The organism is Mesorhizobium sp. M1088 (assembly GCF_040318575.1).
GTDB lineage: Bacteria > Pseudomonadota > Alphaproteobacteria > Rhizobiales > Rhizobiaceae > Mesorhizobium.
Map to the genome: position 1 here is coordinate 50,402 of NZ_JAMYMO010000041.1, position 6,205 is coordinate 56,606.

8 protein-coding genes are annotated in these 6,205 nt (G+C 60.7%); 3 read left to right on the forward strand and 5 right to left on the reverse strand.

What is annotated here, in order from left to right:
• Positions 1–2 precede the first annotated feature (2 nt).
• From fghA to NKH49_RS29260, 5 genes are all read right to left on the reverse strand, one after another.
• Positions 3–854 (reverse strand): S-formylglutathione hydrolase, encoded by an 852-nt coding sequence (gene fghA / locus NKH49_RS29240; RefSeq protein WP_352929033.1) that lies wholly within the window; start codon positions 852–854, stop codon positions 3–5.
• Between the two features lie 298 nt (positions 855–1,152).
• Positions 1,153–1,635, reverse strand: coding sequence for an HVO_A0114 family putative DNA-binding protein (locus tag NKH49_RS29245; protein ID WP_352929035.1), 483 nt, complete (start codon positions 1,633–1,635; stop codon positions 1,153–1,155).
• A 146-nt stretch (positions 1,636–1,781) separates the two neighbouring features.
• Positions 1,782–2,102, reverse strand: a complete 321-nt coding sequence (locus tag NKH49_RS29250) for a nucleotidyltransferase domain-containing protein (RefSeq protein WP_352686134.1) — start codon at positions 2,100–2,102, stop codon at positions 1,782–1,784.
• Complete coding sequence (locus NKH49_RS29255; RefSeq protein ID WP_352929037.1) at positions 2,089–2,490, reverse strand: PIN domain-containing protein; 402 nt, start codon at positions 2,488–2,490, stop codon at positions 2,089–2,091. The genes NKH49_RS29250 and NKH49_RS29255 overlap by 14 nt, the downstream gene beginning before the upstream one ends.
• A complete protein-coding gene (locus NKH49_RS29260) occupies positions 2,487–2,753 on the reverse strand; it encodes an AbrB/MazE/SpoVT family DNA-binding domain-containing protein (protein ID WP_352929039.1) in 267 nt (88 codons plus the stop codon). Before NKH49_RS29260 ends, NKH49_RS29255 begins: the two co-directional genes overlap by 4 nt.
• A 544-nt stretch (positions 2,754–3,297) precedes the next feature.
• On the opposite strand from NKH49_RS29260, the gene NKH49_RS29265 reads away from it, so the two are divergent.
• From NKH49_RS29265 to NKH49_RS29275, 3 genes are all read left to right on the forward strand, one after another.
• Complete coding sequence (locus NKH49_RS29265) at positions 3,298–4,137, forward strand: succinate dehydrogenase/fumarate reductase transmembrane subunit (protein ID WP_352686130.1); 840 nt, start codon at positions 3,298–3,300, stop codon at positions 4,135–4,137.
• Between the two features lie 665 nt (positions 4,138–4,802).
• Positions 4,803–5,849 carry an NAD(P)-dependent alcohol dehydrogenase gene (locus tag NKH49_RS29270; protein WP_352929041.1) on the forward strand — a complete coding sequence of 349 codons (1,047 nt, stop codon included), beginning with the start codon at positions 4,803–4,805 and terminating at the stop codon, positions 5,847–5,849.
• Positions 5,850–6,045: 196 nt separating this feature from the next.
• Positions 6,046–6,205, forward strand: a 160-nt coding sequence (locus tag NKH49_RS29275) for a CsbD family protein (RefSeq protein WP_352929047.1), incomplete at its 3' end; no start/stop codon positions are given.

A 6,205-nucleotide genomic window follows, 5' to 3' on the forward strand; every position in this document is an offset into this window, starting at 1 on the left:
GCCTACCCTCGTGAAAGCCGTTCGGCATGCCACGTCATATGGTCATGCATGAATGTCGAAATGAAAAAATAGGAGTGATCGTATTCGTCCTGCATCCGCAATTTCAACGGAATGCCTGCCTTGGAGCAGGCGTCTTCGAGCAGCCAAGGCCTGAGGCCCTCCTGGAGGAAACCGTCTGACGTTCCCTGATCGACCAGGAATTCCGGGAAACGGTGTCCATCCTCGATGAGCGAAGTGGCGTCGTAGCGCCGCCACGAGGCCTCATCCAGGCCGAGATATTTTTCGAAAGCCGGCTTCGACCAGCCGGCTGTGCTTGGCTGCACGATCGGCGCCAAGGCCGAGCAACTTCTGAAACGCGCGGGATTGTTCAGTGCGATCGTCAGCGCGCCATGCCCGCCCATCGAATGGCCGAAGATCGACTGGCGCGCCATATCGGCGGGAAATTCGCGCCCGATCACGGCTGGCAGCTCCTCGACGATATAGGAATACATGCGATAGTTCTTGGCATACGGCTCTTGCGTCGCGTCGAGGTAGAAACCGGCGCCGCTGCCGAACTGCCAATTGTCCTTTTCATCCGGAATGTCGGCACCGCGCGGGCTGGTGTCGGGACAGACAACGATCACGCCAAGTTCGGCGGCAATACGTCTGTATTCGCCTTTTTCCATTACATTCGCATGGGTGCAGGTGAGCCCGGAGAGGTACCAGACCACGGGGCAACGGCTTTCCCGTGCCTGCGGAGGCACGAAAAGGGCAAACGTCATTTCGCACGAGCAGCTCGTCGAAAGATGAGAGTAAACATGCTGGGCGCCGCCATGCGACTTGGCAGTCGAGACGAGTTTCAGGTGCTCTGGCATATATTCTTCTCCACCAATTTTAACCGCCGACCGTAGGCTCTACGACATCAAGGGTGATCGCGGCAACCTTGGTGGGCCGGCTGGCGCGCGGGGCTCTTGATCGGAGCCGGGACGGCCTGCCTTCGCCGACCGTCTTGGCGCAGCAAGGCGCGAGAGGCCACTCGCTGGCGCAGCGTTGCCAGCAAGCCATACGGGTCAGGCTGGGCGATTGTTGGCGATGCCGGCTATAACAAGGACGCAGTCACAGCGCAGGCATCGGCGATGCTTCCGGGACGCCGAGCCCTGCGCAAATGCGGCTTCACGTCCAGTACTTGCGAAACCTGGTCAGCGGCGGTTTCGCAACCCACTGATCGACTTTTGCCCCTGTCACCCATCGCGCAGCAAAGATGATGGTCCGGCAATTTGTCTCCACGAATCGTCGGCCTCGCATCGGCCATTCTGGAAGCTCAGCGAGGTCGATCGTGACTCGTTGCACGGCGAATTCGGGTCTCTTCGGCCTGGAGCCCGCCATTGAGACAATTCCCGCCCGCTCAAGGGCCGCCAAGGAGCGGGATACGTTCGGCTGCGGACGCGCCGCCAATCTGCACAGTTCCGTGATGCTTTGCGGTCGATACCGATGGATCAGCGCCATCAGCCGACAATTCTCAGGGGTCAACGCCCGCAGAGTCTCTTCCGGCGCGCACAACTGAGCCATTGGTTCAGCGACCACCTGATGCCCGGCCTCCTGAGCCGTCGCCGCCGCCATCACTGTCGTGCGTGTCCTCGATGCCGTTGTAGACATTGTGGACTCCCAGCGAAACTGCTGCGACCGCGCCCCATTCGCCGTATGACAGCTCACTCCGATGAGCCGCCAGATATTCCTAGATTTGCTGCAGTTCCTTCGCAGCGCAGTCGATTTTTGGCGACAGTTTTGCGAATGCCGGATGCTTAAACGCTGTCATTAAGCAATTCCTGCACTCGTTCGGACGAAACGTCTGAGGCAAAGATCAGGTCATAAGGAATGTTCGTTCCCCGAAGCTGGTCTGCCACCAAGCGCTCTATCATGGCCCGGCGCGCGGGATCTGTGCGTCCGTGCACCAGCAGATCTACGTCCGAATGGACGCGGAAACGGTTTTTCGCGAGGGATCCGACAACAGAGATATCGACGCCGCGGGCTTTGGCGTTCCGGAGAATACGCGCTACACAGGCTTGCGCGGTCTTCCGGCGATCGTCAGCTCTTCGGTGGATCAAAGTATCAATTTTGTTCATCTTTTCGCCTGTTGCCTTTGGTCCGAGATTGTCGCAACTCCGCAAGCTGTACGGCTACCTGCCTATCCCTGCCAAGCCAGCCGCCGTCAAAAGCGATCACGCCGTCCGCGAAAATCGCCGCCGGCATCGAGGACTGACAGCCCTGCCTCAACTGCCGGCCGGTTGACGACAACCACTCGCGGTGTTCAGCAACGCCCGGATCGCTGCGGCAAATTTTCGCGCTCTGTCTGGTACTGCCGGGCCAGAACCCTGGGAACTCGCACAAGGCCTTCACGCTCACGGCCACCACGTCCGCTTTGGCCAGCAGGTCCACGGCAATGGCCGCCTGCCCCTCATCATCGACGACATAGGCGCGCAGCAGCACATTCGTGTCGGCCGTAACCCTCATTCCTCGCCGGACCCGGCCATAGCGCCCGCTTCCGCCATTGCCTCGTTGGTCTCCTCGATACTGAGCACCCGGCCGTTCGTCTTGCCTCTGAGGAACCCGTGGAGGTCCCGGAACGACCCCTTTGCCCGTGCCGCCCTCAATTCCGCCCGACCGTCGGGCAGCAGATCAAGCTCGATCTTCTCGCCCGGTTTGATGCCCAGATGTTGCAGCACGTCCTTGCGGAACGTCACCTGTCCCCTTGTCGTCACTGTCAACGTTGTCATGTTAACATTCCTGTTCATCGCGATAAGACAATGCAAATCTGCATTATTATCAATGCAAATGGTCGGGGCCAAGCTTGGCGTCCATGCGGCGACTGAATCGCGACCAGCGCTCTGCCAGAGCGAAGTCGCCAAACATCACCTGGAGGTCAGCATGCAAGCCAACACCACGGCCGCTATCCGCGTCGATCTTGCCGCAATGTTTGTCTCGTTAGAACTGTCTCGTTAAAAATGGCTCGTCACTTCGCTTCGGCTGGTGTCGGGAATGGCGCGACCGCCGCCGGGAAGCGAGGGAAGGCAGCGTCAAGTTCGAGCCAGAGATTAACAAGAACGAAGCCATCGCCGCATAGGCGTCTGCCTGCGTGGGTATGGACGGATTCACTCATGCGCAATATGAATCATGAATGGAGATGAGGCCTGCCGTGGCGCTCACATTTTCGCCGTGTCGCTGAGGCAGGTGACGCTCGTTCAATGACGCTGCGCAGGGCGGGTTGGCCTTCTGGTCTAACGCCGCCGGCAGAAGTGTCGATATCAGGGGATCTGGTCAATGACCGACAACAAGCCAGACGTTACCAAGGATTGGCAAGCGACGCAGGGCCAGAAGTCCTCCGCCACACGTCTTCGCCTTTTCGCCGCACTCTCGTGGGTCGTCGCCATTGGCGGCGAGATCTACGGAATTATGCTCCTTCGCCAGAACAAGTTCGACCAGGGACACCTGCCGCTGGTCATCGGCCTTCTGGTCGGCATCGCGATTTTCGCAATCGCCGGCAACTTGCTATGGAAGGCGGCCAACAGGCACGATCCGGCTCGTGCATCCGACGCGGCCAGGTTCTTCTTCCAAAACCAGCTCGGCGCAATCATCACGCTGATTGCCTTCCTCCCGCTGGTTTTCCTGATCCTCACCGACAAAAACATGGATCCGCGGACCAAGAAGGTTGCCGGCGGCGTCGGCGCTGCGCTGGCCGTGCTCGCGACGGTCATGGGGATCAGTTTCAAACCCCCGTCGGTCGAACAGTACACCCAGGATATGAACGCATGCGCAGCCCAGATCAAGTCGGGGCAGCCCACCACGGCCTGTTCGCCCGATGTCGCCGCTCAGGCGCAGGCGATTGCAACGGACACCGCCGCCGTGGCGGCGGCGACGCGGGACGCGAGCCACCCCGCCGGTCAGGATGTCGTCTACTGGATCGCGCCCGAAAACGGAGCCGCGAAGTCCAGCGAGCCGCATGTTTTCCACCTCTGCGCAGGCGTGAGCCCGCTGAAGGACAAGACTGTGAATAGTGGCTCCGTGACGGAGGCCTACGCACAGAACGCCGTCCGCATCACGAAGCAGATCGATATGGAACAAAAGCAGTGCGGGTTCACCGCCACAACCAGCACCAACTGAACCCGTCTGCACTCGATCGGGTCCAGCCGTTGGTCTTGTCGAGCAGGATGGCGCGTAAGCGCAGGCTCAGTATTGACTCGCCGAGAAAGCGCCAAATGCTGGGACCGCCCGGCTGGCCAATATTGTCCGGCTGCAAACTTATCCGCGGCGGGCAATGACGTGGCCTCTTACGCACGGCAGCTTCCGGCCTGAGCGCTTCGAATGGAGATTGACGTTAATGAGCGCATTGCCGCCCGGCAGCATTATGGGCCGGAAGCGAACCGGAAACTTCTGGCGCCCAAAAAACGATAGCGGACATTTCACCTGGTGGGCCGCATCGACCAGAAGCGGATTGGGCAAGCGTTCCATGGCATGTAGCGTCGGGTGTCGCGCACCTGCTGGACCCCTGTTGATGACTGGCCGATGCCGGCCTGCTGGCTTGGAGTCTGAGGAGTGGGGAGTCTCGGGGCGAACGACTATTTCATTCCGCCGAGGGCATTCGGCGGCGGCATGGCCGGCCTTCAAAGTCCTTTGGCCGGGAAGTTGGTACGGACAGTCGGAATCAGGCAACACCGCTGTTTTCCGAGCTGGATTTTGAAGCCGTGAATGAGCGGCTATGATGAGCGCGCCGAGTGCAAGTAAGGTCACGAAGGCCCCTACAATAGGCTTTAGAGGAGACTACGTCGATGACGAACGTGCGCGCCCTTGTCCTTGAACGCCAACACGAACTCAAGCTGCGTGACATCGATCTGCCACAGACCGTCGGCCCGGGCGAAGTTCGCATCAAGATCCATACGGTGGGCATTTGCGGCTCCGACGTGCACTACTATACGCATGGCCGCATCGGCCCATTCGTGGTCGAAGCGCCGATGGTCTTGGGCCATGAAGCCGCCGGCACCGTCTCCGAAACGGGGGAAGGCGTCGAGCATCTGAAGGTCGGCGACCGCGTCTGCATGGAGCCGGGTATCCCCGATCCCAATTCGCGGGCGAGCCGGCTCGGCCTCTACAACATCGATCCAGCGGTCAGGTTCTGGGCAACGCCGCCGGTCCACGGCGTGCTGACGCCCTATGTCGTCCACCCCGCCAACTACACTTTCAAACTGCCCGACAATGTCAGCTTCGCCGAAGGCGCCATGGTGGAGCCCTTCGCTGTCGGCATGCAGGCGGCTGCCAAAGCAAAGATCGCGCCGGGCGACACGGCGGTGGTGATTGGCGCAGGGCCGATCGGCACGATGGTGGCGATCGCGGCGCTCGCCGGCGGCTGCGCCCGCGCCGTTGTTGCAGATCTCGCCCAACCCAAGCTCGACATCGCCGGCGGCTATCAAGGCGTGATCCCGATCAACGTCCGCGACAGGAACCTGGCGGCGGAGGTAAGGCGCCTGACCGATGGCTGGGGCGCCGACGTGGTGTTTGAATGCTCGGGCTCGTCCAAGGCATGGGAGACCCTGCTCGATCTGCCGCGGCCCGGTGGCGCGGTAGTGGTCGTCGGCCTGCCGGTGGCGCCGATCGCATTCGATGTCGCCACCGCCTCGACCAGGGAAGTTCGCATCGAAACGGTATTCCGATATGCCCACCAATATGAGCGGGCAATCGCGCTGATGGGGTCGGGCCGGGTCGACCTAAAGCCACTCATTTCGGCGACCTTCCCCTTCGAAGATTCCATCAACGCCTTCGACCGCGCAGTCGAAGCCCGGCCCGCGGACGTAAAGCTTCAGATCCTGTTGCCGGATTAAGGCGAGTTCCAAAGCCCCCGGGCTGTCCTCCCGATCTCCTCGATGCGTTGCGTAGGCTTCCGGGCTTGTAGCAAGGGCATTGGCAACCCAGTTTTTGTTGGCATCAACCGAGCCTATCGCCTGAGCGGTTTCTCCTGAAAGGTGGCTTTCAACAACGCGAGCTGGCGCGCAAGCAAGGAGGAACATATGAACTGGGATCAAATCAAAGGGAAAATGGACGCAGTTCAAAGGCAAGGCGAAAGAGCAGTGGGGTGACCTCACCGACGATGATCTTGATCGGATCGAGGGCAACCGGGACCAGCTCTTGGGGCGTATCCAGGAGCGATATGGCATCGCCAAGGAAGAGGCAGAGCGCC